The sequence below is a fragment of the Kitasatospora sp. NPDC053308 genome (genome assembly GCF_055585785.1).
In genome coordinates this window covers 433,664-459,365 of sequence record NZ_JBVJJY010000004.1, presented here as the reverse complement: position 1 = coordinate 459,365, position 25,702 = coordinate 433,664, and the positions used below count along the sequence as shown (strand labels likewise).

Below are 25,702 nucleotides of genomic sequence, written 5' to 3'. Positions count from 1 at the left end.
GGTGGAGACCGAGCCGCTGCTCGCGCTCACCGGGTTCACCACCCTGCTGGAGCTGGACGTGGTGCAGCCGGCCGCCGTGCTCACCGCCGTCGACCGGTACCCGGGCCGGCAGTTCGAGGCGTGGGACGACCCCCCGAAGGCGGCCGAGCACCGCAGCGACCGGTGGCCGGGGCGGGTCCGCTCGGGCGGCGTGGCAGGCTACCCGGGTAGCACCACCGCCCGCGACCAGGAGCACCGCCCATGGACCGACCCGCCGCCGCCCGACCCGCCGCAGACTCCCGACCCGCCGCGGCCTTCCGCCTCGACGCCACCGCGTCCGGGCACCCGGCGGGGATCCTGGACGCCGCCGAGCGGGCCGAACGCCGGGGCATGGACCGGCTGGTGGTCGCCGAGACCGCGTACGACCCGTTCCTCCAGCTCGCCCGCGCCGCCGACCGGACCGGCTCGATCGAGCTGGCCACCGGCATCGCGGTGGCCTTCGCCCGGACCCCGATGACGCTGGCCTACCAGGCCTGGGGGCTGCACGCGGCCTCCGGCGGACGGGCCGTCATCGGGCTGGGCTCGCAGGTCAAGCCGCACATCGAGAAGCGTTTCGGGATGCCCTGGGACCGCCCGGCCGCCCGGATGCGCGAGTACGTGCACGCCGTGCGGGCGATCTGGCACAGCTGGCAGACCGGTGAACGGCTGCGCTTCCGGGGCGAGTTCTACACCCACACGGTGATGACGCCGGTCTTCTCGCCCGATCCCGTCCCGGCCGGGGTGCCGCGGATCCTGCTGGCGGGCGTCGGACCGCTGATGACCCGGACCGCCGGTGCGGTGGCCGACGGCTTCCTCAGCCACCCCTTCTCGTCCACCGCGTACCTGGCCGAGCAGGTGCTGCCCGGGCTGACCGAGGAACGGGCCCGGGCCGAGGCGGAGGGCGCCGACTGGACGGCCCGGCCGTTCGAGATCGTCGGCAACGTGCTCACCGCCGCCGGGCGCACCGAGGAGGAGCTGGCGGCCAACCGCGCCGCGACCCGCGAACGGCTCGCCTTCTACGCCTCCACGCCGGCCTACCGCCCGGTGCTGGCGCAGCACGGCTGGGAGGGGCTGCAGGAGGAACTGCACCCGCACTCGGTGCGCGGGCGCTGGACGGAGATGGCCGCGCTGATCGACGACGAGGTGTTCGACACCTTCGCGGTGTCCGGCTCGCCGGAGGATGTCGCCCGGGAGCTCCGCCGCCGGTACGCGGGCCTGGTCACCCGGCTCTCCGTGAGCCTGCCCGAGGACGCCGACCCGGAGCTGGGTCTGGACGTGCTGGCGGCGGTGCGCGCCCTGGACTGACGCGGGGCCGACGCGAGGCCGACGCGAGGCCGACGCCGGACTGTCGCCGGGACCGCCCGGTGGCCGGCGCGGGGGCCGACGCCGGACCGACCTGCTGCCCGGTTGCCGATCACCACCGATCGGGAATCCCGGCGGGACGGGTGGTTGATCGGGCAGGAGGTGGTCAAGTCCGAGCAGATCCGGGCAACGGGTTTCCGGTGGCAAGGGGCGGCGGCAGGATCGCGAAGGGCCGGTCCGGCCGTGCGACGAGAGACGACGCCCCCGGGCCGGTCAGGGCCTCGGAGGCTGTCACGTCGTGGCCACGCGGTCCCCGGTCACGGATGCCGCGACCGTCCGCCGCCGATCGGAGGGGTGCCCGCGTGTCCTCGCCGTCGTCCTCGTCCCACCCTTCGTCCTCGGAGCGCTCATGACCGGCCTGCCCCTGCCACCCGTCCCGGCGCCGTACCACCTGCCGTTCCACTACGGCGCGCTGCACACCATCGGCGTCGACTACCTGGTCGACCGCGAGCGGGCGCGCGAGCTGCTCGGCAAGCGCCACCCCGGTCTCAACGCCGCCGCCTTCGACGGCGGGGCCTGCGTGTCGCTCGACTACCGGCTGTCCTTCGCCCAGTACCCGAACGGCGGCGGCATCACCCAGGAGCTGGGGATCAACCTGATCGCCCACCCGGTGTTCGCCGAGGACCGGATCCCGGTCGTCAACTACGGCCAGTACGCCCGGGGTTACGACCAGACCAAGCTGCTCGGCGCCGCCCGGCTGCACGTGCTCTGCGACGACCCGCCGGCCATCGACGCCGGGCGCCGGCTCTACGCCGAGCCCACGCACCCCGGCTGGTTCGAGACCACGCTGCCCTCCCTCAACGCGCCCGCCGTGCGCGAGCACTGGTCCGTCTCGTGCCGCCGGGCGACCCTCGGACCCGACGGGCTGGACCGCCACGACGAGGAACTCCTCGCCCTGGACGTGAACCTGGTCGGCCTCACGCCCGAGACGGTCACCAACACCCCGATCACCGGCTACGGCACCGACGACGAGGGCAAGCTGCTCGCCAGTCCGCTCAACGTCCACCAGCCGTACCGCTACTACGCCCTGGACGACCGCACCGCCGAGCGCGTCCGGCTCGACCTCGGCAACCCCGCCGAGGAGTCCGCCCGCGACCTCGCCCACCTGATCGCCGACGCCCCGGCAGCCGGGGTCTGGACCTACCAGTCCCCGCCGGTCGCCGCCCACCACCGCGCGTACTACGTCCGATGACCGCCGTTCCCTTCCGCCCGGGGAGCACCGCCGTCCGCCGGGACATCGCCTACGGCCGGGTCTGGACCGCCATGCCGTACACCGTCCTCGCGGACGACGGCGCCACCTTGACCCTGACCGCCCGCCCCGGCACCGAGTGCCGGGCGCCGTCCAGCTGGACCACCTCCCGCCGCGTCGGGGACGTCGCCGCCCGCAAACGCGGCATCGACGACCTCGCGGCCGGCCAGTGGGAACTCGACCACTGGGTCTGGCGGGACACCGTGGTGCTCAGCCGCTTCGCCGCCGGAGAGCCGTTCAGCGTGCACCGCTTCCTCACCCCGGAAGGCCGGCCGCTGCGCTGGTACGTCAACTTCGAGCGCCCGCACCGGCGGACGGCGATCGGCATCGACACCCTCGACCTCTTCCTGGACCTGGTGATCACCCCCGATCTGTCCGCGCACACCTGGAAGGACGAGGACGAGTACGCCCAGGCCCGACGGCTCGGCCTGATCGACGAGGCCACCCACCGGGAGGTGGACGCCGCCCGTGACCTCGCGCTGGCCCAGCTCCGGGACCGCGCCGGCCCGTTCGCGCCCGATCCGGACGCCTGGACCCTGCCGCCCTTCGGACCCCTGCCCGTTCTGCCGCCCACCGCCCTCAGCACCCCGGCCGAAACCCGCTGAGCGTCGGAGCACGTGCCTGCTAGGGTCGCGCCTCGACATGGACGACACCGACCGCAACGAGACTGACCGGAACGACGCCGGCCGTAGCGGGACCGAGCGGAGCGGAACCAACCGCAACGACGCCGACCTGATGGACGACGTCGAGGCGCTGCGCCACCTGCACGACGGCGGTGACTACCGCCGGCTGGCCGAGCGGACCTCCCACCCGCAGGTGCTGCGGCGGCTGGCCGTGGGCGAGTACCCGTTCGTCTGGCACGCGATCGCCCGGAACGCCGCCGCACCCGCCGATCTGCTGGTCGCCCTGTCCACCCGGCGGCACAGCACCTGGAACGACAACCACCTGCTCCGGCTGCTCGCCGTCCACCCCGCGCTCACCGGCGCGGACCTGGACGGACTCGTCGACCTGCTGGCCGTGCGGCTGCGCGAGGGCGACCGCCCGTACGCCGCCGTGCTGGCACTGGCCCGTCGGCCGGAACCGTCGGCCGAGCGGCTGCAGGGACTGGGGCGCCTACCCGGGGCCTCGACCCGGCTGCGCCGGGGGATCACCCGGGGGCTCGCGGCGCGCCCCGGGCGGTGAGACGCCCACCCTCGCCCCCCGGTTCCTGCCGTCGCGGATGCTGACCGCTCATTGCGCGAGGGAGTTCGACCCAGGCGTTCCCGGGCTGTGTGAACCCCTCGCGGGCGCGGGGCCGCTGCCCGGGGCCGCGTGCGGGCCGGTGGCCCCGGCGGGAGCCCGGGCCCAGCGGCCGGCCAGCACCGTGCCCACCACCAACTGGAGCTGGTGGTACAGCATCAGGGGCAGCACCATCAGCCCCGCCTCCGATCCGAACAGGACGGCGGCCATCGGCAGGCCGTTGGCCAGGCTCTTCTGGGATCCGCAGAACACCGCCGCGATGGCGGCCGAGCGGTCCAGCCCCAGCAGCCGCGCCCCGAGCACGGTGGCCGCCAGGGCGGCGGCGAGCAGGACGAGCAGCACCACGAGGAGTCCGGACAGGGCCGTGGGCGTGGCCAGGCCCCAGATGCCCTGCGCCACCGCCGAGCTGAACGCCGTGTAGACGACGAGCAGGATCGAACCGCGGTCCACCGGGGACAGGGCCCGTTTGTGGCGGGCCAGCAGGCCGCCGATCCACGGCCGCAGCACCTGCCCCAGCAGGAACGGCGCGAGCAGCTGCAGCCCGATCCGCAGCAGTCCGCCCGCGGACAGCTCGGCGTGCGAACCCAGCAGCCAGGCCGCCAGCAGCGGGGTGAGGACCAGCCCCGCCAGGCTGGAGTAGGTGCCCGCGCAGATCGCCGCCGGGACGTCGCCCCCGGCGGCGCCGGTGAGCGCCACCGAGGACTGCACCGTCGACGGCACCAGGCAGAGGAACAGCACCCCCGTCCGCAGCTGCTCGGTCAGGGGCGCGGGCGTGAACAGCGCGGTGGCCAGCCCGAGCAACGGGAAGAGGCCGAAGGTGATGGCCAACACCAGCGTGTGGAAACGCGGGTGGCGCAGCCCGGCCAGCGTCTCGCGGGTGGAGAGGCGGGCGCCGTAGAGGAAGAACAGCAGCGCCACCGCGAGATCGCAGGCCGCCTCGGCGGTCCGGGCCGCCGCCCCCGAGGCCGGGACCAGCGCGGCCAGGCCGACCGTCCCGGCCAGGGCCACCATGAACGGATCGAGCCGGCGCGGCAGCGATCGGCTCGGCGGCCTGGTCACGGACCGCCTCCCGCCACCGGGCGGTGCGCGGGGCCGGCCGGTGGCCCCGCCGCCCCAGGTGCCCCCGACACTCCCGCTGTGCCCGCTGTGCCCGCTGTGCCCGCTGTGCCCGCCGGCGCCAGCAGACCGCCCACCAGGGCGCCCGCGCCGTCCTGGTCACTGCCCGCCGAGCCGCTGCCGTTCTGGAGATCGGCCGCCCGGTCGATCTCCAGCCAGGAGTCGGCATGGGAGTTGTCCACGACCGTGATGAGACTGCCGCCGGCCGCCGCCGGGGCCGCGCCGCCCACGAGCAGCACGCACGCCCCGGCCAGCCCCAGCGCGCCGGTCCGCAGCGCGCCCACCCGCGAGGCGCCGGCCACCGGGGGCGGGCCCGGCCCGCGCAGCCGGGCCGTCACGCGCCCACCGCCGTCAGCCGCCGGGGGCGGGAGATGTTCCGCTCCAGCAGTTCGGTGGACTCCCGCACGCCGATCTGCCGGCCCTGTTCCGCCGTGGCGGGCAGCCGCCCGTCGGAGACCTTCAACCCGGCCAGCGCCTCCTCCATCGCCCGGTGCGCCGCGAACAGGCAGGGCGTGCTGTAGATGGCCACGTCCACCCCGAGGGCCGTCAGCTCCGAGAGCGACAACCGCGGGGACTTGCCGCCCGCGATCTGGTTGAACAGCAACGGCTTGTCACCGACCGCCGCGCGGATCCGGCGGATCCACTCCTCGCTGCGCACGCCGTCGACCAGCACCACGTCGGCGTCCGTGGCCGCGAGCGCCCGGGCCCGGCGCAGGATGTCCTCCTCCTCGGTGGCGTCGGTGCGGGCGACCACCACGAGGTCCGTCCGGTTGGCGAGAACCAGCTCCAGCTTCTCCAGGTACTCGTCCAGCGGGAGGACCTGCTTGCCGTCCGCGTGGCCGCAGCGGCGCGGCCGCTTCTGGTCCTCCAGGATCACGCCCGAGGCGCCGATGCGTTCGAGCCTCCGCACGACGTGGCAGGCGACCTCGGGATCGACGTAACCGTCGTCGATGTCGACCAGGAGATGGTGCCGGGGGAACGCCCCGCGCAGCCGTTCGACGAAGCCGACCATGTCGGGCCAGGCGATGAAACCGATGTCGGGCAGGCCGTAGTAGGAGGCCGCGAAGCCGAAGCCGGAGACGAACATGCCGTCGTAGTGCTCGGCCGCGATCGAGGCCGAGTACATGTCGTAGACACCGATCAGCGGCGTGGTGCCGGGGCCCGCGATCTCCTCGCGGAGCCGCTGCCCGGGGGTGTCCGCAGTCGTGGTTCCGTGGAACAAGGCGCTCTCCTCACCTGGAGTGACTTTGCCTGAACTTGGTCTTTGCTAGACCAAACTGAGGTGCCATCACTATGCGCTCTTTAATGTTCCGTGGGCAAATCTTTAAGGGAGATTCCCTCTTTGGGGTGAATGGCGGGCGACTATAGGAAAGGCCTACAAGTCCAGGAATTAAGCGACGTGGCGGCGCCCGGTTCGTGATCGTTCGAGGCCGGAGAGCGCGAGGGGCCGCGGTGGCGCGGGCACGGCGGCGAAGGTCGGCCCTCGATGCTCTTTCGCTCCGGGGCCCGACTCGCCCGCGCTCCCGTGGCAGCAGGGCTCCCGCGCGCTTCACGGTGCGGAGGACGGGCGCCGACTCGATCGTCCGGATCGCGTCCGGCGGGGCGCTCCGGGTGGTCGGATGGCGCGCGACGTCCGGTGGATCACGGCAGTTGACGGCCGTCGGCGGAGCGGTGGGCCCGGTGGTGCCGGTCACCCGGGTCACAGGCCCTGCGCCGTGCGGCGATCCGCTGCCGCACCGCCGATGCCGGCCGTGCCGACCCCGGCCTCCCTCGCGCCCGGGAGGGGGGCACGCCGTGCGGCCTGCCCGGGTGACCGGCGCGGGGTCGGCCCGCCCGTCGGGCGGTCCAAGGCTGTCGGGCGGCAGACGGGCGGAGACGGAGCGGGTGAGGGGGGGAGCGCCGGGCAGGCGCGGGAGGCCGTCGGGGTCAGGCGCTCGGGACCGGGGGCGCGGCGCGGCGCTCGCGGAGGGTGCGGAGCATCCGGCGGGTCGCCTTGGTGGCGACCGGCGGCAGGAGCTCCAGGGCCAGTCGGCGGGAGGCGGAGCGCTGGACCTGGGCCGGGGTCTTGACCCGGTAGTTGAGGCGCAGCACCCGCGCCCCCGCGATGGTGTCGTCGTCCACGGTGTAGCCCTCGGCCTGCCAGTCGCGCTCCAGCAGGACCTGCCGGGCGGCCGCGGCGTCGCCCCAGGTGCCGTAGAACTTCATCGGGGTGAGCAGGACCGGCCGCAGCCCGGCGGTGAAGACCGCCTCCCAGACCGCGGCCGAAACGCCGGGGGTGTGTTCGGAGCGGTAGTCGTCCAGGGCGACCAGGCCGTTCTCGGTGAGCGCGGCCCGCGCCACCGCGATGTCCCCGGCGACGTGCTCGTACAGGTGGGAGGCGTCGACGTGGACGAACCGGCAGCTGCCCGCCGGGATCCGGCCGTCGGCCAGCACGGAGGTGGGGGCCTGCACGATCTCGGGGAGCTCGCGGTGGAAGGCCAGGTAGTTCGCCTCGAAGGCGCTGCGGGTCAGCGTCTTCCGGTAGGACATCGCCATCTCGGCGGCGTTGTCCTCGTCGCCGGCCTCGGAGTCGAACAGGTCGCAGACCGTCAGCCGCTCGCCCGGCTGCAGGTGGTCGCCGAGCAGGACGGCGCTGCGGCCCAGGTAGCTGCCGAGTTCCAGGATGTCGCCGGTGACGCCGGCCGCGCTCTGGGCGGTCAGCACGTGCGTGAAGGCGGCCCGGTCGAGACTGAAGAACCAGCCGGGGATGTCGTCCCGCTTGAGCGGCGCGGGGCGGGCGGCTGCGGTCGCGGACAGGGGCACGGCGGCCTCCAGGAGGACGGCGGGGCGCGGTGGCGGATCACGCCGCGGAGGGACGCCGAGGACGTGAGGCGGATCATCATAGCCACGCCGGGCCGCTCTGGAACCAGGTGTGGAAGGACCTGATTCCGTTCGTCCGCCCGAGCGTTCGAGCCCGGTGGTCCGTGCGGTCCGGTGGCGCCGTCGGGGTTACCTGGATCGATCGGCCCGTTCGCCCTGTTCGGGCCGGTCGGGCGCTCCGGACCGTTCCAGCTCCGCGATGGTCGCCTCCAGCCAGGCCAGCTCGGCCGCGGTGGAAGCCCGGGCGACGAGCAGCATGCCGCGCCGGAACGGGTTGGGTTCCCGCTCGGCGGTGACCGGTCGGCCGTCCCCGTCGTAGAAGAAACTGCTCGGCGCGGTCAGGAAGGCGAGCCGGCGGCGGAGGACCTCGGCCTGCCGGGGCGGGTCGGCGAGGTGGTGCAGGAAGGCGGTGACGGTGAAGAACCGGATCTGGTCGGTGATCTCGGCCTGCTCCGGGTCGGCCAGCCGCCGCAGCAGCTCGGCCCGGCCGTCCTCGGTGAGCGCGAGGGTCTGGCGGGGTGCGGCCCCGGTGCCGGGCTCGCTGCGGCGGGACAGCAGGCCGGCCTTCTCCAGTCGCGCGATGGCCGGGTAGAGCGCTCCGTCGCTGACCGGGCGGACATGGCCGGTCAGGCCGGTGATCCGGGACTTGAGCTCGTAGCCGTGCAGCGGCTGGTCGAACAGGAAGCCGAGGATCGCGAGGGTCAGCACGGTCGAAGCCCTTCTGTCGGAGTGCGCCCGGTGCGCCGTCATGTTACCTCTTGCCGATATACCTCGAAGCGATGTATCTCTATTCGAGGTTGCTGGCCGAGCCGCTGCCGATCCGCAGCCGGGGCCGATCCGCACGCGGGACTCGATCCGCAGCCGGGGCCGATCCGCACGCCGGACTCGATTCGCACGCCGGGCCGGTCTCGGCCCCGGTCCTGGCTCGGTCCCGGTGCCGGGTGGTGGAACAACAGGGGAGGAAACATGCGCGGGCATCTGTCCCGGCTCACGGCGCTGGCCGTACCCGTCTACGCGGAGCTGCTGTCCGGGGTGGTCGCCTCGGTGATCGGCACCCTGTGGGTGTCCGGCCTCGGCGGAGCCGCGGTCGCCGCCGTCACGCTGGCCGGCACCGTCGAGAACCTGTTGCTCGGGCTCGTCCTGGTGGTCGCTTCGGGCACCAGCGTCCGGCTCTCGCACGCCCTCGGCGCCGGGGACCGCGCGGAGGCCGCCCGGACCACCCGCGCCGCCTGGTGGCTCTGTGTCGCGGGCAGCCTCGTGCTCGCCGTCCCCGGCTTCCTGCTGCGTGACCGGCTGGCGGGCACCTTCCTGGACGGCGACGCGGCCGAGCTCGCCGCCGGGTACTTCACCGTCGCCTTCCCGGCCTTCGCGCTGTTCGTCGGCCAGCGCGTCGCCGACGAGCTGTTCAAGGGCGCGGGCGACACCCGCACGCCGATGCGGATCGCCCTGCTCTCCAACGTGCTGCTGCTCGCCCTCGACCCGCTGCTCATCCTCGGCGCCGGTCCGCTCCCCGCCCTCGGCGTCCCGGGCGCGGCGCTCGCGCTGGCCGCCTCGCGCGCGATCGCCTTCGCCGTCACGCTGCGGCTGCGGCAGCGAGGCCGGCTGCGCGGCGGGCAGCGGCGCCACCTGGGCACGGAGTCGCCCCGGACGGCCGGGGGAGTGCGCGCGGCGGCGGTCCGGATCGTCCGCGCGGGAGCGCCGTTCGGCCTGGACTTCACCGCCCGGATGGCCGTCGGCACGGCCCAACTCGCTTTGGTGGCGGGCTTCGGCGTCGCGGCCGTCGCCGGGTACGGGGTCGGCTACCGGGTCCTGCTCGTCGTCACCATGGCCTTCTACGCGCTGCGCCAGGCCGCCGCGATCGAGGCCGCCCGTCTCAGCGGCGCGGGGGCGACCGGAGCGCTGCTCACGCTGCACCGGGCCACCGGACGCCTCGCCGCGCTGCTCGGTGCGGTGGCGGCGGGGCTGTCGGCGACGTTCGCCGCCCCGCTGAGCGCGCTGTTCACCGACGACCGGGCGGTGGCGGCGCAGTCCGTCGGCTTCCTGCGGATGGCGGCGCTCTACCTCCTCCCGTACGCGCTGGTGGTGGCCCTCGGCGGCGTCCACCAGGCGACGGGCGTCGGCCGCCCGCTGGTGCTCTCCGTGCTGCTCGGCCTGGGGGCCCAACTCGCCACCTCCGCGGCTCTGTCGGGCCCGTTCGGCGTGCCGGGCGTGTGGCTCGGCCCGGCGGTGGGCGCGGCGCTCCAGCTGGCGCTGCTGTGGGTGCTCGCGGTGCGACGGGCGCAGCGGACCTGGGCGGCGGCGCCGGCGGGCACAGCGGGCACAGCGGGCACAGCGGGCACAGCAGGCGCAGCGCCACCGCCACCGCCACCGGCCGCGGCCGCGGACACGGAGGCCGGGGCGCGGGAACTCCCGGTCACCTGACGCGCCGCCGCCCGTCGGCGAGCCCCCGCCGGGCCCGGTGCAGCGGCGGCCGGCGGTCGAACGCGCCCGGCACCAGCGGGTGTTCGCCGAGGCGGCGCGCCGTCGACGGCGTCACGGGCGGGCGGCGAGTCCCCGCTCGTGCTCCAACTCCGCCGTCAGGCCCGGCAGTCGGGTGGCGAGCAGCGTCCCGGCCGCCGCCACGGCGGCCATGGCCAGCGCCGCGGGCGTCAGTGCCGCCCCGGGGTCGGTGCGGCCGACGGCGGAGGTGGCCAGGGCGATGCCCAGCGCGGGGCCGACGTTCATGACGGTCTGCTGCAGTCCGCCCGCGACGCCCGCCTCGGCGCTGGACGCGCCGCGGACCACCAGCGCGGTGGCCGTGGCCATCACCGCGCCGAAGCCGGCGCCGAGCAGCAGGAAGCAGGCGGCGACGGGGACGGCCCCCGAGCCGGCTCCCAGCCGGGCGGTGAGCAGCGTGCCCGCGGTGACCAGGGCCATCCCCGCCAGGACGACGGTCCGTTCGCCGTGACGTTTCGTCAGCCTGGCCGAGGACGCCGCCGTGGTGATCATCGCCGCCGCGAGCGGCATCGACCACAGGGCGCTCCGCAGCGGGTCGAGCCCCAGCACGTCCTGCAGGAAGTAGGTGGCGGGGAAGAGCGTGCCCTGCAGCGCCGCCGAGGCCGCGAGCAGGACGCCGAGCGGCGGCGCGAGCGCCGGGGAGCGGAGCAGGGCGGGCGGCAGCAGCGGGCGGGCGGTGCGCCGCTCGTGCCGGGCCAGCACCAGGGCGAGCGCCCCGGAGAGCGCCAGGCCGAGCGCCGTACGCCCCGACCAGCCGCTGTCCGGCAGCGAGACCAGTGCCTGGACGAGGCCGGCCAGCGCCAGCGCGAGCAGGGCCGCGCCCGCCAGGTCGAGGCCGTCGCGCCGCGCACCCCGCCCGGCCGCGGGCGGGGCGGACGACGGCGGTGCGGACGGCAGCGCGAGCGCCGCCCCCAGCGCGGCCGCGGCGGGCAGCAGGCCGAGCAGGAAGACCGACCGCCAGCCGAAGTGCGCGGTGAGCGCCCCGCCGACCAGGGGCCCGGCGGCCGCCGCGAGCCCGATCGCGGCGGTGCGGGCCGCGATCGCGCCGGGCAGCCGCTCGGCGGGCCAGACGGCGCGCAGCATGCCGAGGGTGGCCGGCTGCAGCAGGGCGCCCGCCACGCCCTGGACCACCCGCAGGGCGATCACCCAGCCGATGCCGGGGGCGAGGACCATCCCGGCGGAGCTCAGCGCGAAGCCCGTCACGCCGAGGACGAAGACCCGCCGGTGCCCGTAGCGGTCGCCGAGGCGGCCGGCGAAGACCAGCAGGGCGGCGACGGTGACCAGGTAGCCGGTGCCGGCCCACTGGACGGCGGCGACGGAGGCGTGCAGATCGTGCTGGAGGGCGGGCCGGGCGACGGTCAGCACGGTGCCGTCGACGGCGACCAGGGCGGCGCCGGTGATGCCGGCGAGGAGGGCGAGGCGCTCGCGGAGCCGCGTCGTCACCGGACGGCCGGGCCGAGGTGGGCGTCCAGGGCGGCGCGCAGCAGCGGCTCCACGTCCTCGCTGCCGGTGATCAGCCGCAGGCTGCCCCAGGTGCGCAGCTGGGTGAGGCCGTGCAGGTTGGACCAGAGGGCGGCGGTGGCGGTGGCGGGATCGTCGGAGTCGGGGTGCACCTCGGCGACCAGGCCGACGAAGGTGAGGAACAGGGGCACGGTGGTGCGGCGCAGCTCCACGCCGCTTCCCTCCAGCAGGTCGTGACGGAACATCAGCTCGAACATGCCGGGGTTGGCGGCGGCGAAGCCGAGGTAGGCGCGGGCGAGCGCCTCGAGCCGGCCGCGGGCGTCCGTACCGGTGGTGACGGCCAGGGCGTCGGCGCCCGCCATGGTGTCCGTGAGCTTGCCGAAGCCCTGCTGGGCGATGGCGGCCAGCAGCTCGCGGTGGGTGGGGAAGTAGCGGCGGGGTGCTCCGTGCGAAACCCCGGCGTGGCGGGCGATCTCGCGCAGCCCGAGCGCCTGGACGCCTCCCGTCGCCACCAGTTCGACGCCGGCGGCCACCAGTCGGGCCCGGAGGTCCCGCTCTTGATCAGTCATGGACACTGTCTACCAGTCCGGCGTAGACAGTGTCTACTGGCTCGTGCGGGAAGGCCGGGGCATCATCGTCGGCATGGACGAAGGCGGTGAACCGGCCTGCTGGCTGGAGCGGGTGTGCCCGGAGTGCGGACGGCTGCGCGAGCGGCCCGGGCCGCAGCCGTGCGAGCACTGCGGCGTCGGCGCCACCGAGGGCAGGGTTTCCGAGCCGGAGGCCGACGCGGAGGCCGAGGCGACGGACCGCGGACGGCCGGAGCGCTGAGAAGCCGCTGAAAAGCCCGGGTCCGGCCCAACGGCCGGACCCGGGCTTGAGGACGGGCGAGGAGACGGACCCGGGGCGGAGCGGGCCGCAGCCTGCTCCGCCGGTCGTTCACGGCCGGATCACTGCGGCGGCGGCTCGTTGCGGAACTGGTCCTTCATGTGTTCCTGGGCGGCGTCCACCTGGCCGCTGTACTTGCCCTGAGTGCGGTCGTCGACGGTGTCACCCGCCTTGTCGACGGCCTTGTCGGCCTGCTCCTCGTGGCCCTTCAGCAGGTTCTTGAGCTTATCCATCATGGACATGCGGTCACACTCCTGGACGAGACGGCCCCACCCCTCCAATATCACCGCGCATCCCCCCGCGCGCATCCCGCGGGAGGCGCGGCGGGGTTGGCAAGGCGATTCCGGTCCTGTCAAATCGTGAGTTCACGGCCCGTCGGAAGGAGTCGCCTTGAAGCTGCGCAACCGTCGCTCGACCACCCCGCTCGACCGTTCCACCCGGCACGACCGCACCGTCCGGCACGACAGAGCCGCCCCGGTCCCGCGCCCGCGCACCGCCCGCGCCCGGCGGGGCACGGGCGTCGCGCTGACCGTCGCCGCACTCGTCACCCCGCTGCTGCTGACCGGTGCCGGGAGCGCCGCCGCCGATCCGGACCCGGCGCGCAAGGGTGCCAAGCTGGCCGCCCGGCTGGTGGAGGCCAGCGACGCCGAAACGGCTCGCGACACCCTGGCCGCGCTGCAGCGGTTCGCCGACCGCAACGGCGGTACCCGGGTGGCCGGTTCGAAGGGGCACGAGGACTCCGCGCGGTACGTCTACGAGCGGGCGCGGCAGGCCGGACTCAAGGTGTCCAAGCAGGAGTTCGAGTACACCTTCTTCGAGGCCCGCACCCAGCGCCTCGACGTCCTGTCCCCGAAGGCCGAGTCCGTTCCCGTGATCGCCATGACGTACTCGGCGAGCACCCCGGAGGCGGGCCTGACCGCCGAGTTGGCGGTCGCCCCGGTCGGCGCCACCACCGGCTGCGCGCCCACCGACTACCCCGTCGGCGGCTTCACCGGCAAGGTCGCCCTGATCCGGCGCGGCGGGTGCAGCTTCGCCCAGAAGCAGGCCGCCGCGGCGGCCGCGGGCGCGGCCGGGGCGCTGATCTACAACAACGCCGAGGGCGACCTCAACGGGACCCTCGGGGACCCGACGGCCGGGAAGGTCCCGACCGGCGGCATCACCAAGGCCGCCGGGGAAGCCCTGGCCGCGGCCGCCGCCGGTGGGCCCGTTCGGGTGACCCTCGACCTGCGCACCGTCATGGAGCCGCGCAAGACGTGGAACGTCATCGCCGAGACCCGCGGCGGCGATCCGAACAACACCGTGATGGTCGGCGCGCACCTCGACTCCGTCCCGGCCGGGCCCGGCATCAACGACAACGGCTCCGGCTCGGCCGGCATCCTCGAGGTCGCGGAGAACCTCAACGTCCACCCGGTGAAGAACAAGGTCAGGTTCGCCTGGTGGTCCGCCGAGGAGTTCGGCCTCAAGGGCTCCGAGGCGTACGTGAAGTCACTCTCCGAGGCGGATCGGAAGAAGATCCGGCTCTACCTCAACTTCGACATGATCGCCTCTCCCAACTATGCGCAGTTCGTCTACAACGGCTCCGGCAGCGCCGGCGGCAGCGCGGGCCCCGAGGGCTCGGCCCAGATCGAGCGGGACATCACCGGCTACCTGGACGGACTCGGCCTGCCGCACGACCCGACCGCCTTCGACGGCCGCTCCGACTACGGTCCGTTCATCGACGCGGGCATCCCGGCGGGCGGCACGGACACCGGTGCCGAGAAGGTCAAGTCCCCCGAGCAGGCGGAGCGTTACGGCGGTGCGGCGGGCAGCGCGTACGACTCCTGCTACCACAAGGCCTGCGACGACCTGGGCAACATCGACATGGACGCCTTCGACGTCAACATCGACGTGATCGCCCACGCCGTCGGCACCTACGCATGGGACCTCTCCTCGCTCCAGCGGCCCGTACCGGCCCGGCAGCCGGCCGGGAAGGCCGCGGCGGGTGCCGGGGCGAGCGGCACCGGTATCAGCGGCGCCGACGGGACCGCTGCGCGCGAGACCGCCGCGGACAACGAGGCCGGCGCGAGCGGCTGCGCCGACGAGGTGACCGCCTGACGCCGGGGTGGGCCCGCTGCCGTCCTCGGGCGGCGGGCCCACCCACCCGCCGGCCGCGGCGTGACCTCCGCGCGCACCGTGACCTCCGCGCGCACCGTGACCTCCGCCCGTACCGTGACCGCGGCCCGCGGACAGGCCGCGCGTGCCATCCGCACCACCGCGCCCTCCCTCCGTCACTCCCGTGTCATCGCCCCTGGTGAGCACCGGTGCCGTCACCGTAGCGGAGACCACTGACAATCCGGCCCGGGGCCTGTACGGTGCCGCGCGGAGCGCATCCGCCGAGACCCGGTGGGTGCGTCGAGCGCGGTCCTGACACCATGGGACCGAGATCACGACACCGTGACACCCTCGGAGGAGTCAGCAACATGAGCACGCACTACGACGTCGTCGTCCTCGGCGCGGGCCCCGGCGGCTACACCGCCGCCGTCCGCTCGGCCCAGCTGGGCCTGAAGGTCGCGGTCATCGAGGCCAAGTACTGGGGCGGCGTCTGCCTCAACGTCGGCTGCATCCCCTCCAAGGCCCTGCTGCGCAACGCCGAGCTCGCCCACATCTTCACCAAGGAGGCCAAGACCTTCGGCATCAAGGTCGAGGGACAGGTGTCCTTCGACTTCGGCGAGGCGTTCCGCCGCAGCCGCTCGGTGGCCGACGGCCGGGTCAAGGGCGTCCACTACCTGATGAAGAAGAACGGCATCACCGAGTACGACGGCTGGGGCACCTTCGTCGACGACCACACCATCCAGGTCGCGCTCAGCGGCGGCGGCTTCGACGTCGTCACCTTCGACCACTGCATCATCGCCGCCGGCGCCACCACCCGGCTGCTGCCCGGCACCAGCCTCAGCGAGCGCGTGGTCACCTACGAGGAGCAGATCCTCACCGAGCAGCTGCCGGAGAGCATCATCATCGCGGGTGCCGGCGCGATCGGCGTCGAGTTCGCCTACGTGCTGCACAACTACGGCGTGAAGGTCACCATCGTCGAGTTCCTCGACCGCATGGTCCCGCTGGAGGACGTCGAGGTCTCCACCGAACTCGCCAAGCAGTACCGGAAGCTGGGCATCGAGGTGCTGACCTCGACCCGGGTCGAGTCGATCGACGACAGCGACCCGAACGCCAAGGTCCGCGTCACCGTCACCAAGGACGGCGAGCAGAAGGTGCTGGAGGCCGACAAGGTGCTCCAGGCGATCGGCTTCGCCCCGCGTGTCAACGGCTACGGCCTGGAGAACACCGGCGTCAAGCTGACCGACCGCAACGCCATCGCGGTGGACGGCCGCGGCCGCACCAGCGTCGACCACATCTACGCGATCGGCGACGTCACCGCCAAGCTGATGCTCGCGCACGCCGCCGAGACGATGGCCGTGATCGCCGCCGAGACCATCGGCGGGGCGGAGACCATGGAGGTCGACTTCGCCATGATCCCGCGCGCCACCTACTGCCAGCCCCAGATCGCCTCCTTCGGCTACACCGAGGCGCAGGCCCGCGAGTTGGGCTACGACGTCAAGGTCGCCAAGTTCCCGTTCACCGCCAACGGCAAGGCGCACGGCCTGGGCCACCCGATCGGCTTCGTCAAGGTCATCAGCGACAACAAGTACGGTGAGCTGCTCGGCGCCCACCTGATCGGCCCCGAGGTCACCGAGCTGCTGCCGGAGCTGACGCTGGCCCAGCAGTGGGACCTGACCGTCCACGAGGTCGCCCGCAACGTGCACGCTCACCCGACGCTGGGCGAGGCGGTCAAGGAGGCCATCCACGGCCTCGCCGGTCACATGATCAACATGTGACGCACCGGCCCTGACACCGCGCCGTGCCCCCGCCGAGCAGCCGCCCGGCGGGGGCACGGCGGGGGCACGGCGGCTTCGGGGGCACGGCGCGTCCCGGGGCGGGCCGGGCGCGCACGCGGGCACCGGGATCCGGCGCGCATCGGGATCCGGCGCGCATCGGGATCCGGCGGAAGCGGTCAGGAGAGCCGGGTCCGCAGCCACCCCTTGACCTCGGGGGTGACCGGGTCGGTGAGGTCGGCGAACTCCTCGTGCTTGGTGAGGAACTTGGCGACGTACGGGCAGATCGGCACGATCCGCTTCCGGGCCGCCCGCACGTCGGACAGCGCGTCCTGCACGAGCCGGCCGGCGAGGCCCTGGCCGGCGAAGGCGTCGTCGATCTCGGTGTGGAAGAAGACCCGCTGCTCCTCGTGGTCGCGGTACTCGGTGAAGCCGGCGAGCTTGCCGTCCACGTGGATCTCGTAGCGGTTCCGCTCGTCCGCGCGCTCGACGACGATGCTGCTGGGAGTGCTCACGATGGGCCCTTCGGTCGGGTGGGGATGACGCTGAAGTCGATCATGGGCATCCTGCCAGTCGGCCCCGGCCGCGGCCACACCCCCTCCCCGAGCCGAACCCCTCCCCGAGCCGAACCCCTCCCGAGTCGCCCCCGCCGGGCAGGGCACCGCCGGGCAGGGCACCGCCGCCCCCCCGCCGCGCGCCGGATGTTACGGCCGCCCCCTGCTGGGCAGCCGCCTCACCGGGGACCGGAGGTGGCGGCGATGGACGGGCCGGGGCTCTCGCGCCGGGAGTTGCGGATCCTGGCGGAGATCGAGGAGGACCTGCGGGCGGACGGCCGACTGGACCGCGCGCTGCGCACCATGCGGCGCGGCCCCCGCTGGGTGCTGGGCGGTCTGCTGAGAGCGGCCCTCCGGGTGCCGGGAGCGGTGCTGTCCGTCCTGCTGGCCCTGTCCCTGGGCCTGCTGATGGTCAGCGCCACCGCGCACTCATCGCTCGTCCTGGCCGCCTTCGGCGCGGTCTGGGCGCCGACGCTCGCCCTCACGGCGGCGCGACTGCTCGCCCGCCGCCGGGGCCTCCCCCCGTGACCGCCCGCGCGGCCCGCGGTGGGCGCGCTGTTCGCGCAGTTCGCCGATCACCGCCCAGGCGACCGACACCACCGGCACCGCCACCACCGCGCCCAGCACGCCGCCCAGCACGGCGCCGCCCGTCACCGACAGGGCGACGGCCACCGGATGGATCCGCACCGACCAGCCGAGCACCAGCGGGTGCAGCAGGTGCCCCTCGATCTGGCCGATGATCACGATCAGGGCGAGCACCAGCAGGGCGACCACCGGTCCGCGCGCCGCCAGGGCGACCACGGAGGCGATGGCCAGGGCGATCGGGGAGCCGATCAGCGGGACCAGCGCCGCCACGAACTCCAGCACCATCAGCGGCAGGACCAGCGGTACCCGCAGGATCGCCAGGGCGATGCCGACCAGGACGGCGTTGGTCGCCGCCACGATCAGTACGCCCCGGGTGTAGCCCGCGAAGGTGCCCCAGGCCGCCCGCCCGGCGCCGTCCCAGGCCGAACGGCTGCGGGCCGGCAGCTGCCGCTGCGCCCAGCACCACATCCGGTCGCCGGAGTGCAGGAAGAACACCGAGCAGAACACCGCGAGCGCGAGCCCGGTGACCAGTTCGACGGCGCGCCCGGCGCCGCTGAGCGCGGTGTTGACCAGTGTCGAGCGGTGGGCGGCGATGAAGTCGCCGATCTTGGTGCGCAGGTCGGTGACGGTGCCGGGCCGCAGGTGGAAGGGCGAGCCGGTCAGCCAGCGGTCGATCCGGCCGAGGCCGCCGCGCAGCTCGTTGGTGAGTTGGCTCCACTGGTCGGCGACGGTGGTGCCGACCAGGGCCAGGACCCCGCCGATGACCACGATGGTGCAGAGGAAGGCGACCAGGACGGCCAGCGAGCGCGGCATCGCCTTCGCCAGCAGGTCGACCACCGGCCGCAGCACCGAGGTGATGACCAGCGCCACGAACAGCGCGATGACCGGAAGTTCGAGCCGGGCGAGGACCTCCACGGCCAGGTAGGCGCCGATGCCCAGCACGCCCAGCCGCCAGGCGTACCCGGCGGCCGTCCGCAGCCCGGCGGGCACTCCTCCGGCGGACGGCACCCGGCTCCCGGTCGAAGGGGACGGGCCGCCGTGCCGCCCGCCCGGCCGGGGGCGGCGACTGCCGAGCGGCGCGGCGCGACGGGCCGTCCCGGCGGAACCGGGCCGACCACGCTCGGGGCGGGGGCTCACCGGCTCCTCACCGCGAGGACTCTGCCGTACGGCGGGCGATGGTGGCCGTGCTGTCCATGGAAGCCTCCCGGGTGGCGGTCCTGACCTCAGCGTCTCTCCGGCCGGACGTCTTCGTACACCCACCGCTCACGGTGGGTGCGGTCCGTGCCCGGGTCACCTCGGTGGGTCGCGGGTGGGCGGGCCGGTCACCAGGCGGCGTCCCGCGGCCCGCTCCGCGTCGGCGGGCCCGGGCTCCGTGGACGGCGGGGCGCTCCGCCCGTTGTGCCGGCGCAGGTGCAGGACCGGGAGCAGCAGCCAGGAGGCTGCGAACCAGAGCATCACCGCCGCGGCGATCCAGACGGAGGCGGCGGAGTCGTCGGTCGCGACGCGGAGCAGGAGCAGCAGCGCCGAGCCGATGGTCAGCGCCAGCAGGATCAGGCCGATCGCCACCAACCGGGCGGCGGCGTCGACCAGTTGGGGCTTGAGTCGGTGCCCGGCGAAGATCCGGTGGTAGGCGACCGGGGCGGTCAGCGAGCCGGTGGCGAGCGCGCCCAGGATGACGGTGGCCACGTACAGCCCCTGGTCGAAGTCGGAGAGCTGGGTGAACCGGGGCATGAAGACCACGCTCAGCAGGAACCCGAAGAGCACCTGGGAACCGGTCTGGGCGACCCGCACCTCCTGGAGCAGGTCGCCCCAGCGCCGGTCCGCCCGCTCCTCGGGCGACTCCCGCCGGCCGGCCCGCTGGTGGTCGGCGCGGCCGTTCCGGCCGGTGTCCTGGATGGTCATGGGATCGCCTCCGCGTACTGTCCACCGGATAGCGTGTAGCCCCGCCCGGACGGGGCAAACGCCGGGCCGGATCCGCCCGTTGCCCGGTCACCCGCGGTGACCGCCGGGTGCCCGGGAGAGGCAGGCCCGCCGTGTACAAGCGGGCTGGTGCGGGAGGAGAATCGATGGGAGAGGGTGGGAGAAGGAGGCGGTCATGAGAAGCCTCACGCGCCGCTACGCGGTGACGCTCCCCGGCCCGATCGGCGGCCACGCTCCACCGGACGTCGTCGTCGTTCACCAGACGCAATCCGTGGGACCCGACGGAGGCTTCGTCTGGGAGAGCGCGGACGGCGGACTCCGGGTGGAGATCAGTGGCGGGGTGGCCACCGTCCTCGCGGCCCCGGGGGCCGGCAGTCTGCACCCGTGCCTGCCGGCCGTACCGCTGCCGTGACGGGCGAGCGTGTCGTGCCGGGCACTCTACGCCCGGCACGAGCGCGGCGTCCTCGGCGGGAGCGGTGCTCCCGCCGAGGACGACGAGGACGGCGAAACCGCCGAAGGACGACGGGGACGACGACGCCGCCGCCGAGGGACGACGAGCGCGACGACGCGGTGGAGGGGGCGTGGGAAGTCGTAACGGACCGCTACCGGGCGCTGGCCGCCAGGGCCTCGCGCACGGTGACCAGGCACGGATCGCAGTAGCGGTCCGGCCCGGCCCCGCCCGCGCCGTCCCCGGCCGGGACGACGCGCTGGGACGGCTCCAGGAACCGCCCGCACAGCGAGGACGTCGCATCGTCCTTCGCCACCACGTGCCACACCACGGCGGGCGGGGACACCGCCGGGTCGTGCTCGGCCCACATCTCGTACACGGCACTACCTCCGGATCGCTGGGGGCTCGGTCAGTCCATTGCAACCCCGTGGTCTCCGGAACGGCCACCGGGCCAGACCCGGTGGGATGGTTGTCGCCGGGGGAAGGGACACCTCGTGAAGGACAAGCTCACCGAGTACCACCGCCGACGGGACTTCGCGAAGACGGCCGAGCCCGAGGGGCGGCCCGGCGAACGGCCGTCCACGCGGCGGCCCTCCTTCGTGGTGCAGCTCCACGACGCGACGGCGATGCACTTCGACTTCCGTCTGGAGGTCGACGGCGTGCTGAAGTCCTGGGCCGTTCCCAAGGGCCCGTCCCACGACCCGCGGGACAAGCGCCTCGCCATGCCCACCGAGGACCACCCGCTGGAGTACCGCGAGTTCGAGGGCGTCATCGCCGCGGGGGAGTACGGCGCCGGAACGGTGATCGTCTGGGACGAGGGCACCTACCGGAACCTCTCCACCGACCGCTCCGGCCGCGAACTCGCCTTCGCCGACGCGCTGGCCGAGGGACACGCCTCCTTCCGGCTCCACGGGCACAAGCTGCACGGCGGCTACGCGCTGACCCGCATCCGCGACGGCCGCAGCGGCGAACGCGAGGCCTGGCTGCTGGTCAAGCGCGCCGACGCGAGCGCGGGATCGGGCGGCGCGCCCGACCCCGCCCGGGCCCGCTCGGTGCGCAGCGGCCACACGCTGAAGCAGACCAGGGCGGCCGGCGCCGCGCCCCCGCGAGGACGGGCGGACGAGCCCTCCGGGAGCAGCCGATGACCAGGACCGCGGAACTCCGCGTCGGCGGCCGGACGGTCGGGCTGAGCCGGCCGGACAAGGTGCTGTTCCCCGCGGACGGCATCACCAAGGCGGACCTGGCCGCGTACTACCGGAGCGTCGCCCGCCGGATGCTGCCGCAGCTGCGCGGCCGACCGCTGATGCTGGAGCGCCATCCGGACGGTGTGGACCGCTCCGGCTTCCTGCAGAAGGACGTCCCCGGCCACTTCCCGGAGTGGGTCCACCGGGTCGAACTGCCCAAGGAGGACGGCACCGTCACCTACGCGGTCTGCGACGACACCGCCACCCTGCTCTACCTGGCCGGTCAGGCGGTGATCACCCCGCACCGCTTCCTCTCCCGGGCCGACCGCCCCGACCGGCTGGTCTTCGACCTCGACCCGCCCGGCGAGGACTTCGCCCCGGTCCGCGAGGCCGCCCGGCTGCTGCACGCGCTGCTGGACGAACTGGAGCTGCCGTCCGCCGTCATGACCACCGGCTCGCGCGGCCTGCACGTCCTCGTACCGCTGGACCGCCGGGAGGGCTTCGACGAAGTCCGCTCCTTCGCCCGCGAACTCGCCGACCTGCTGGTCACCCGCCACCCCGACCGGCTCACCACCGAGGCGAGGAAGCGGTCCCGGCGGGGGCGGCTCTACCTGGACGTCCAGCGCAACGCCTACGCGCAGACCGCCGTCGCCCCGTACGCCGTACGGGCCCGGCCGGGTGCGCCCGTCGCGGCGCCGGTGTCCTGGGCCGACCTGGACGACCCCGACCTCACCGCCCGGCGCTGGACCCTGGCCACCGGCGAGCGGCTCCTGGAGGATGATCCCTGGCGGGACGTCCCCCGGCGCGGCCGCTCGCTCAATCCCGCCCGTCGGCGTCTGGCGGCACTGGCCGGTCGGCCCGCCCCCGGTGAGCCGACCGGGTGAGCGGGCGCCGTCCCTGCCCTGCGGCCAGCCGCCGCCGGACCACCACCAGGTCCAGCGCGGCGACGGCCGCGAACCCGGCGCACACGGCGGCGAAGAAGGCGTAGGTGCCCTGGTTCGGCGCCGGTCCGGGGGCGGCCAGCGCGGCCAGGACGGCGAAGGCCACCGCCCCGCACACGAACAGCGCGAGGAAGACCCGGGAGAGCACCCGTCGCAGCTCCAGATCCGAGCGGGCGGTGACCGGCTCGGTGCCCCGGCGGACGGTGTCCTGCGGGCGCAGCTGCGGCACCGTCCGGCCGGGGCCCCGCGGCGCGTGCGGGAAGTCATGACGCTCGCCCGCGCGGCGACGGGCGCCGCGCTGGAAGCCTGGTTTGCGCTGTACGGTCATGATGTCCCCCGGGCGGAGTAGCCGGTCTGCTGCGCCGCGCGCCTACCCACCGGGTCGCGCCGCACACGCCGGCTAGCGGCGCGGCCCGAGGCGCAGCCGTACGGCCAGGTGGGGGCCCGGCTCCCCGCGACCCTCCTCGACGACCCGCCCGAGGCCGGCGAGCGCGTGCAGGACCCGCGCCACGTCGTCGGGCCGGCCGAGCAGTTCGGCGCCGACCTCGCCCGCGAGGGCGATCGGCGGCACCGGTGCGCCCGCCCGGTGCGCGTCGAAGGTCTGCGAGAGGCCCACCGACGGGCCGGGCGCGGTGCCGGCCTCAGGGCCGTGGGGCTGGTCTTCGGCGACCACCCGGGTGCCCTCCGGCGTCACGGTCGGCGGGTCCTCCCAGACGTTGCCGATCCGGGTCCGCCCGCGCCCGGTGTGCGTGGGGAAGGCGGCCTCCAGGGCGTCGAGCACGGCCTCCGCCGCCTCCTGCGGGCCGTCGCCGAGCCGGACCAGCACGTGCCCGGCCGCCAGGGGCAGGCCCATGGCTCCACCTCCTCCACCCTCCGTCCTCCGTCCTCCGCCGGACGAGGGACGCCCTCCGCCGGACGCCCTCCGCCGGACGAGGGACGCCCTCCGCCGGACGCCCTCCGTCGGACGAGGGACGAGGGGCAACTGGCGCCCGACGCGAAACGCGGACGTGCGCCTCCCTCTGTTCTACGGCTGAGGCCCGGGCCCACGCACCTCGGACCGGTCACGCTCGTCGGGATCGTGGGCGGGCGCTCCGGGGCGAGTCCATGGCGTCCTGGCGGCCCGCCCCCTCACCGCCTGACTGCCTGACTGGCTGACCGCCTGACGGCGTGACCCCTCACCGCCCGACCGCCGGGAGCCGGGCACACGGACACCGCCGGAGCCTCATCGAGTGCGGACCCGGCGGTGCCACGCCTCCCGCCGCACGCCCTGCCCAGGCGTGGCGACGGAAGCCGTCAGGCGCGGCGGCCGCGCTTGCGGCGGGCGAGGAAGACGGCGCCGCCGCCGACCGCGAGCAGGGCCGCGGCCGTGACCGCGATCGGCACCGTGTCGGAGTCCGCCCCGGTGGCGGCCAGGGCCGGGCCGGAGGCACCGGCGGTGGGCGCCGCGACGGCGGTGCCGGTGCCGGAGCCGTCGGTCGAGCCGACCGGGGAGGAGGCGGTCGCGCCGCCGGTGGGCCGGCCGGTCGGGGTGGCCGCGCCGACGGGCTGGCCGGTGGCCGGGTCGAGCAGCAGGGTGTCCGACTGCGGGTTCTTGAAGTCGAACATGCCCTCGATGGAGCCGGCGTGCTCGTCGAAGGAGGCGTCGCCGATCCGGCCGGTCTTCCAGTTGTCCTCGACGAAGCGCAGCACGGAGGACTGGTCGGTCAGGGTGTGGTCGACGAAGTCGGCCTTGGCGTACGGGGAGAGCACCAGCAGCGGCAGGCGGGGGCCGTAGCCGCAGCGGTCCGCGTAGCCGCCCCAGCCGGCGTCCTTGCCGCACTGGCCGGCACCGCTGAGGCCGTCGTTGGCGGCGTCCCGCGAGCCGTTGACCGGCTCGGCGAACTTGTGGTCGTACCAGCCGTCCGAGTCGTCGTAGGCGATGACGACGGCGGTGGAGGCCCAGTCCTTGGACTTCTGGAGCTTGTTCAGGGTGTCCACGACGAAGTGCTGCTCGTCCAGCGGGTCGGAGTAGCCCGCGTGACCGTCCTGGTAGTTGGCGGCCTTGAGGTAGCTGACGGCGGGCAGGTCGCCGTGCTGCAGCGCGGCGTCGAAGTCGGTCAGGTCGTACTGGTGGTTGGCCTGGCCGGCGTGGCCGATCTCGTCCACCGAGGCGGGCGCGAGGTGCTTGGGGTTGGCGGTGGACTTGTAGTACTGGAACGGCTCGTGGTGCGGGTTGTAGTCGGTCTGCGACGCGCCCACGATGTTGGCGTGGGCGGCGCCGCAGACGGCCTTGCCGTCCTTGGTGTCGGTGGGCTTGAAGCCGCCCTGGAACCAGCCCCAGCTGACGCCCTTGTCGTTCAGCAGGTCGCCGATGTTCCTCCCGGTCATCACCAGCTGGTTGTGCGCCGGGTTGGAGCACTCGTCGAAGCCCGGGTCCGGGTCGTTGATGACGGTGCCGACGCCGTTGGCGTCCGGGGAGGCGACCACGTAGGCGTCGGTGGTCTTCTGGCCGGTCTTCGGGTCGACGGGGTAGCCGCCGTGGGTCTGGCCGGAGATCAGGTTGAGCGCGCCGGGGGTGGACGGGCCGAAGGTGGTGCCGAAGGAGTTGTCGCTCATCGCGAAGCGCTGGGCGTAGTTCCACAGGCCGGTGACGGTGTTGCCGTCGTAGTAGTCCATCACCAGGCCGGGCTGGGTGAACATCGGCGCCTTGCAGGTCTCGACGTCGGTGTGCTCGACGAACTTGTCCATCCTGCCGCCGTCGAAGGCGAGTTGCTCGTCCTTGTAGGTGTGGTCCTGGTCGCAGGTGACGGCCTGGGACGGGCTCAGCCGCTTCGGGTTGGTGCCGTTCGGGTTCGCGTGCAGCAGTTGGTCGGAGAGGCCGTCCACCTTCGGGGTGCCGGGCTTGGCGGTGAACTTCACCGTGTCGTCGGCGGTGTTGGCCGCGTTCGGGTAGGTGCCGAAGTAGTGGTCGAAGGAGACGTTCTCCTGGAAGATCACGACCAGGTGCTTGATCGGGGTGGCGGTCGGCGGGCCGTCGGCCGCGAAGGCCGCGGGCGCGCCGCCGACGGCCGCCAGCGAGACCGCGCCGAGCAGGCCGGCGCCGGCGCGGAGCCACCGGGTGCGGCTGGGAACTGCGTGCATGGTTGGTACCTCGAACGTCAGGTCAGGTGGGGCAGGGTGTGGGGCCCTTCCGCGTCGATCTTGCGGCGGCGGGGCGGCATGAAGCTAAGCGGATGAGGTGAACGCGGTTTGCATGAGCATGTGAACCGAGGATGAACCAGGGTCGTACGGGAAGGATCGGTCCGGCGCCGAATCGGTTCGAGTGCGTCGTAGGGTTGACCGATCCCTGACGGCCGGTTGACCGGTGATTGACCGTGATCAGTGGAACAGCGTGGCTTCGACACCGGCCAGTACCGCTGCCGGGCCCCGCTCGAAGCCCTCGTCGCGGCCGCGACCCCCGGCGACCCGGTGATCGCCGGGCGCTTCCGTCGGCCGTGTGCGGAGGGCCGGAGACCGCCGATCAGTGCCCGTACTAGTGTCGTG

General features: G+C 74.3%; 27 protein-coding genes. 12 read left to right on the top strand and 15 right to left on the bottom strand.

Annotation, left to right across the window (positions count from 1 at the left end):
* The first annotated feature begins 240 nt into the window (after positions 1–240).
* The 4 genes from ACZ6Y7_RS12715 (at position 241) to ACZ6Y7_RS12700 (ending at position 3,811) form a co-directional block, all read left to right on the top strand.
* Positions 241–1,323 (top strand): TIGR03617 family F420-dependent LLM class oxidoreductase, encoded by a 1,083-nt coding sequence (locus tag ACZ6Y7_RS12715; RefSeq protein ID WP_465757896.1) that lies wholly within the window; start codon positions 241–243, stop codon positions 1,321–1,323.
* A gap of 406 nt (positions 1,324–1,729) precedes the next feature.
* Positions 1,730–2,572 carry a hypothetical protein gene (locus ACZ6Y7_RS12710; protein ID WP_465757895.1) on the top strand — a complete coding sequence of 281 codons (843 nt, stop codon included), beginning with the start codon at positions 1,730–1,732 and terminating at the stop codon, positions 2,570–2,572.
* Positions 2,569–3,234 carry a ribonuclease FAU-1 family protein gene (locus ACZ6Y7_RS12705; protein WP_465757894.1) on the top strand — a complete coding sequence of 222 codons (666 nt, stop codon included), beginning with the start codon at positions 2,569–2,571 and terminating at the stop codon, positions 3,232–3,234. Before ACZ6Y7_RS12710 ends, ACZ6Y7_RS12705 begins: the two co-directional genes overlap by 4 nt.
* Positions 3,235–3,271: 37 nt before the next feature.
* Positions 3,272–3,811 (top strand): hypothetical protein, encoded by a 540-nt coding sequence (locus tag ACZ6Y7_RS12700; protein ID WP_465757893.1) that lies wholly within the window; start codon positions 3,272–3,274, stop codon positions 3,809–3,811.
* Positions 3,812–3,859: 48 nt separating this feature from the next.
* Here ACZ6Y7_RS12700 and ACZ6Y7_RS12695 read toward each other — a convergent pair whose 3' ends face one another.
* From ACZ6Y7_RS12695 to ACZ6Y7_RS12675, 5 genes are all read right to left on the bottom strand, one after another.
* Positions 3,860–4,879: a bile acid:sodium symporter family protein gene (locus ACZ6Y7_RS12695; RefSeq protein WP_465758028.1), complete on the bottom strand. Its 1,020-nt coding sequence runs from the start codon at positions 4,877–4,879 to the stop codon at positions 3,860–3,862.
* Between the two features lie 44 nt (positions 4,880–4,923).
* Entirely contained in the window at positions 4,924–5,322 is a 399-nt protein-coding gene (locus ACZ6Y7_RS12690; RefSeq protein ID WP_465757892.1) for a hypothetical protein, read from the bottom strand.
* Positions 5,319–6,206 (bottom strand): isocitrate lyase/PEP mutase family protein, encoded by an 888-nt coding sequence (locus ACZ6Y7_RS12685; protein WP_465757891.1) that lies wholly within the window; start codon positions 6,204–6,206, stop codon positions 5,319–5,321. Before ACZ6Y7_RS12685 ends, ACZ6Y7_RS12690 begins: the two co-directional genes overlap by 4 nt.
* A 704-nt stretch (positions 6,207–6,910) precedes the next feature.
* The gene (locus ACZ6Y7_RS12680) at positions 6,911–7,786 is read right to left on the bottom strand and encodes a class I SAM-dependent methyltransferase (RefSeq protein ID WP_465757890.1); all 876 of its coding nucleotides are present in this window, start codon (positions 7,784–7,786) and stop codon (positions 6,911–6,913) included.
* A 186-nt stretch (positions 7,787–7,972) separates the two neighbouring features.
* On the bottom strand, positions 7,973–8,551 hold the full coding sequence (locus ACZ6Y7_RS12675; RefSeq protein ID WP_465758027.1) for a PadR family transcriptional regulator: 579 nt from the start codon (positions 8,549–8,551) through the stop codon (positions 7,973–7,975).
* A 258-nt stretch (positions 8,552–8,809) separates the two neighbouring features.
* Between ACZ6Y7_RS12675 and ACZ6Y7_RS12670 the strand changes: the two genes are divergently transcribed.
* Entirely contained in the window at positions 8,810–10,264 is a 1,455-nt protein-coding gene (locus ACZ6Y7_RS12670) for an MATE family efflux transporter (RefSeq protein ID WP_465757889.1), read from the top strand.
* Between the two features lie 111 nt (positions 10,265–10,375).
* On the opposite strand, the gene ACZ6Y7_RS12665 is transcribed toward ACZ6Y7_RS12670, so the two are convergent.
* Together ACZ6Y7_RS12665 and ACZ6Y7_RS12660 are read right to left on the bottom strand one after the other, a co-directional pair.
* Complete coding sequence (locus tag ACZ6Y7_RS12665; protein ID WP_465757888.1) at positions 10,376–11,782, bottom strand: MFS transporter; 1,407 nt, start codon at positions 11,780–11,782, stop codon at positions 10,376–10,378.
* Positions 11,779–12,369, bottom strand: coding sequence for a TetR/AcrR family transcriptional regulator (locus tag ACZ6Y7_RS12660; protein ID WP_465757887.1), 591 nt, complete (start codon positions 12,367–12,369; stop codon positions 11,779–11,781). The genes ACZ6Y7_RS12665 and ACZ6Y7_RS12660 overlap by 4 nt, the downstream gene beginning before the upstream one ends.
* On the opposite strand from ACZ6Y7_RS12660, the gene ACZ6Y7_RS12655 reads away from it, so the two are divergent.
* The gene (locus tag ACZ6Y7_RS12655) at positions 12,368–12,628 is read left to right on the top strand and encodes a hypothetical protein (protein ID WP_465757886.1); all 261 of its coding nucleotides are present in this window, start codon (positions 12,368–12,370) and stop codon (positions 12,626–12,628) included. The two genes, ACZ6Y7_RS12660 and ACZ6Y7_RS12655, sit on opposite strands and share 2 nt — an antisense overlap.
* A 119-nt stretch (positions 12,629–12,747) precedes the next feature.
* On the opposite strand, the gene ACZ6Y7_RS12650 is transcribed toward ACZ6Y7_RS12655, so the two are convergent.
* Positions 12,748–12,927 carry an antitoxin gene (locus tag ACZ6Y7_RS12650; RefSeq protein ID WP_465757885.1) on the bottom strand — a complete coding sequence of 60 codons (180 nt, stop codon included), beginning with the start codon at positions 12,925–12,927 and terminating at the stop codon, positions 12,748–12,750.
* Between the two features lie 283 nt (positions 12,928–13,210).
* Here ACZ6Y7_RS12650 and ACZ6Y7_RS12645 point away from each other — a divergent pair, with 283 nt between their 5' ends.
* Together ACZ6Y7_RS12645 and lpdA are read left to right on the top strand one after the other, a co-directional pair.
* Entirely contained in the window at positions 13,211–14,779 is a 1,569-nt protein-coding gene (locus ACZ6Y7_RS12645; protein WP_465758026.1) for a M28 family metallopeptidase, read from the top strand.
* A 365-nt stretch (positions 14,780–15,144) separates the two neighbouring features.
* On the top strand, positions 15,145–16,551 hold the full coding sequence (lpdA, locus tag ACZ6Y7_RS12640; RefSeq protein WP_465757884.1) for a dihydrolipoyl dehydrogenase: 1,407 nt from the start codon (positions 15,145–15,147) through the stop codon (positions 16,549–16,551).
* Between the two features lie 176 nt (positions 16,552–16,727).
* Here lpdA and ACZ6Y7_RS12635 read toward each other — a convergent pair whose 3' ends face one another.
* The gene (locus ACZ6Y7_RS12635; RefSeq protein WP_465757883.1) at positions 16,728–17,063 is read right to left on the bottom strand and encodes a GNAT family N-acetyltransferase; all 336 of its coding nucleotides are present in this window, start codon (positions 17,061–17,063) and stop codon (positions 16,728–16,730) included.
* 243 nt (positions 17,064–17,306) lie between these two features.
* Between ACZ6Y7_RS12635 and ACZ6Y7_RS12630 the strand changes: the two genes are divergently transcribed.
* The gene (locus ACZ6Y7_RS12630; protein WP_465757882.1) at positions 17,307–17,630 is read left to right on the top strand and encodes a hypothetical protein; all 324 of its coding nucleotides are present in this window, start codon (positions 17,307–17,309) and stop codon (positions 17,628–17,630) included.
* On the opposite strand, the gene ACZ6Y7_RS12625 is transcribed toward ACZ6Y7_RS12630, so the two are convergent.
* A complete protein-coding gene (locus ACZ6Y7_RS12625) occupies positions 17,532–18,695 on the bottom strand; it encodes an AI-2E family transporter (protein ID WP_465757881.1) in 1,164 nt (387 codons plus the stop codon). The two genes, ACZ6Y7_RS12630 and ACZ6Y7_RS12625, sit on opposite strands and share 99 nt — an antisense overlap.
* Positions 18,696–18,977: 282 nt before the next feature.
* Positions 18,978–19,589, bottom strand: a complete 612-nt coding sequence (locus ACZ6Y7_RS12620; protein ID WP_465757880.1) for a DUF6328 family protein — start codon at positions 19,587–19,589, stop codon at positions 18,978–18,980.
* A gap of 193 nt (positions 19,590–19,782) precedes the next feature.
* Here ACZ6Y7_RS12620 and ACZ6Y7_RS12615 point away from each other — a divergent pair, with 193 nt between their 5' ends.
* Positions 19,783–20,019 carry a DUF6296 family protein gene (locus ACZ6Y7_RS12615; RefSeq protein WP_465757879.1) on the top strand — a complete coding sequence of 79 codons (237 nt, stop codon included), beginning with the start codon at positions 19,783–19,785 and terminating at the stop codon, positions 20,017–20,019.
* A gap of 190 nt (positions 20,020–20,209) precedes the next feature.
* Here the strand turns inward: ACZ6Y7_RS12615 and ACZ6Y7_RS12610 are convergent, their stop codons facing one another.
* A complete protein-coding gene (locus ACZ6Y7_RS12610; RefSeq protein ID WP_465757878.1) occupies positions 20,210–20,434 on the bottom strand; it encodes a hypothetical protein in 225 nt (74 codons plus the stop codon).
* A gap of 115 nt (positions 20,435–20,549) precedes the next feature.
* Between ACZ6Y7_RS12610 and ACZ6Y7_RS12605 the strand changes: the two genes are divergently transcribed.
* Positions 20,550–21,200, top strand: a complete 651-nt coding sequence (locus ACZ6Y7_RS12605) for a DNA polymerase ligase N-terminal domain-containing protein (RefSeq protein WP_465757877.1) — start codon at positions 20,550–20,552, stop codon at positions 21,198–21,200.
* Positions 21,197–22,123, top strand: coding sequence for a non-homologous end-joining DNA ligase (ligD, locus tag ACZ6Y7_RS12600; protein ID WP_465757876.1), 927 nt, complete (start codon positions 21,197–21,199; stop codon positions 22,121–22,123). The genes ACZ6Y7_RS12605 and ligD overlap by 4 nt, the downstream gene beginning before the upstream one ends.
* Here the strand turns inward: ligD and ACZ6Y7_RS12595 are convergent.
* From ACZ6Y7_RS12595 to ACZ6Y7_RS12585, 3 genes are all read right to left on the bottom strand, one after another.
* Complete coding sequence (locus tag ACZ6Y7_RS12595) at positions 22,056–22,508, bottom strand: DUF6343 family protein (RefSeq protein WP_465757875.1); 453 nt, start codon at positions 22,506–22,508, stop codon at positions 22,056–22,058. The two genes, ligD and ACZ6Y7_RS12595, sit on opposite strands and share 68 nt — an antisense overlap.
* A gap of 72 nt (positions 22,509–22,580) precedes the next feature.
* Positions 22,581–23,033, bottom strand: a complete 453-nt coding sequence (locus ACZ6Y7_RS12590; protein WP_465757874.1) for a hypothetical protein — start codon at positions 23,031–23,033, stop codon at positions 22,581–22,583.
* A 440-nt stretch (positions 23,034–23,473) separates the two neighbouring features.
* On the bottom strand, positions 23,474–25,300 hold the full coding sequence (locus tag ACZ6Y7_RS12585; RefSeq protein WP_465757873.1) for a phospholipase C: 1,827 nt from the start codon (positions 25,298–25,300) through the stop codon (positions 23,474–23,476).
* Positions 25,301–25,702: the final 402 nt, after the last annotated feature.